General features: G+C 58.6%; 1 protein-coding gene. It reads right to left on the reverse strand.

The window, feature by feature from the left end; translation table 11 throughout:
• Positions 1 to 896: ribonucleotide-diphosphate reductase subunit beta (locus J1G37_RS28920; protein ID WP_207047213.1), on the reverse strand; the 896-nt coding region annotated here is incomplete at both ends.

Consider the following 896-nt stretch of genomic DNA (forward strand, 5'->3'; position numbering starts at 1 on the left):
CCTGGGTATTCTTCCTTCAAGCCAATCTGCGACAGGCGACGGTTGGCGATGAACTTGAGGTAGTCCTCCATCATCGCCGCGTTCATGCCCAGTACACCGCGCGGCATGGTATCGCGGGCGTATTCGATTTCCAGCTGGGTCCCTTGCAGGATCATCTGGGTCGCTTCTTCCTTCATCTCGGCATCCCACAGGTGTGGGTTTTCGATTTTGATCTGGTTGATCACGTCGATACCGAAGTTCAGGTGCATCGACTCATCGCGCAGGATGTACTGGAACTGCTCGGCCACGCCGGTCATTTTGTTGCGGCGGCCCATGGACAGGATCTGGGTGAAGCCGCAGTAGAAGAAGATGCCTTCCAGGACGCAGTAGTAGGCGACCAGGTTGCGCAGCAGCTCTTTGTCGGTGTCGACGGTGCCGGTTTCGAACTTCGGATCGGAGATCGAACGGGTGTATTTCAGGCCCCAGGCGGCTTTTTTAGCGACCGATGGGATCTCGTGGTACATGTTGAAGATCTCGCCTTCATCCATGGCCAGCGATTCGATGCAGTATTGGTAGGCGTGGGTGTGGATCGCCTCTTCGAAGGCCTGGCGCAGGATGTACTGGCGGCACTCCGGGTTGGTGATCAGGCGGTACACGGCCAGCACCAGGTTGTTCGCAACCAGGGAGTCGGCGGTGGAAAAGAAGCCCAGGTTGCGCATGACGATGCGACGCTCGTCGTCGGTCAGGCCTTCGGGGTCTTTCCACACGGCGATGTCGGCGGTCATGTTGACCTCTTGCGGCATCCAGTGGTTGGCGCAGCCGTCGAGGTACTTCTGCCAGGCCCAGTCGTACTTGAACGGCACGAGTTGGTTGAGGTCGGCGCGGCAGTTGATCATGCGCTTTTCGTCAACGGCGAC

It is taken from the genome of Pseudomonas sp. Marseille-Q1929, from assembly GCF_017316265.1.
Lineage (GTDB): Bacteria > Pseudomonadota > Gammaproteobacteria > Pseudomonadales > Pseudomonadaceae > Aquipseudomonas.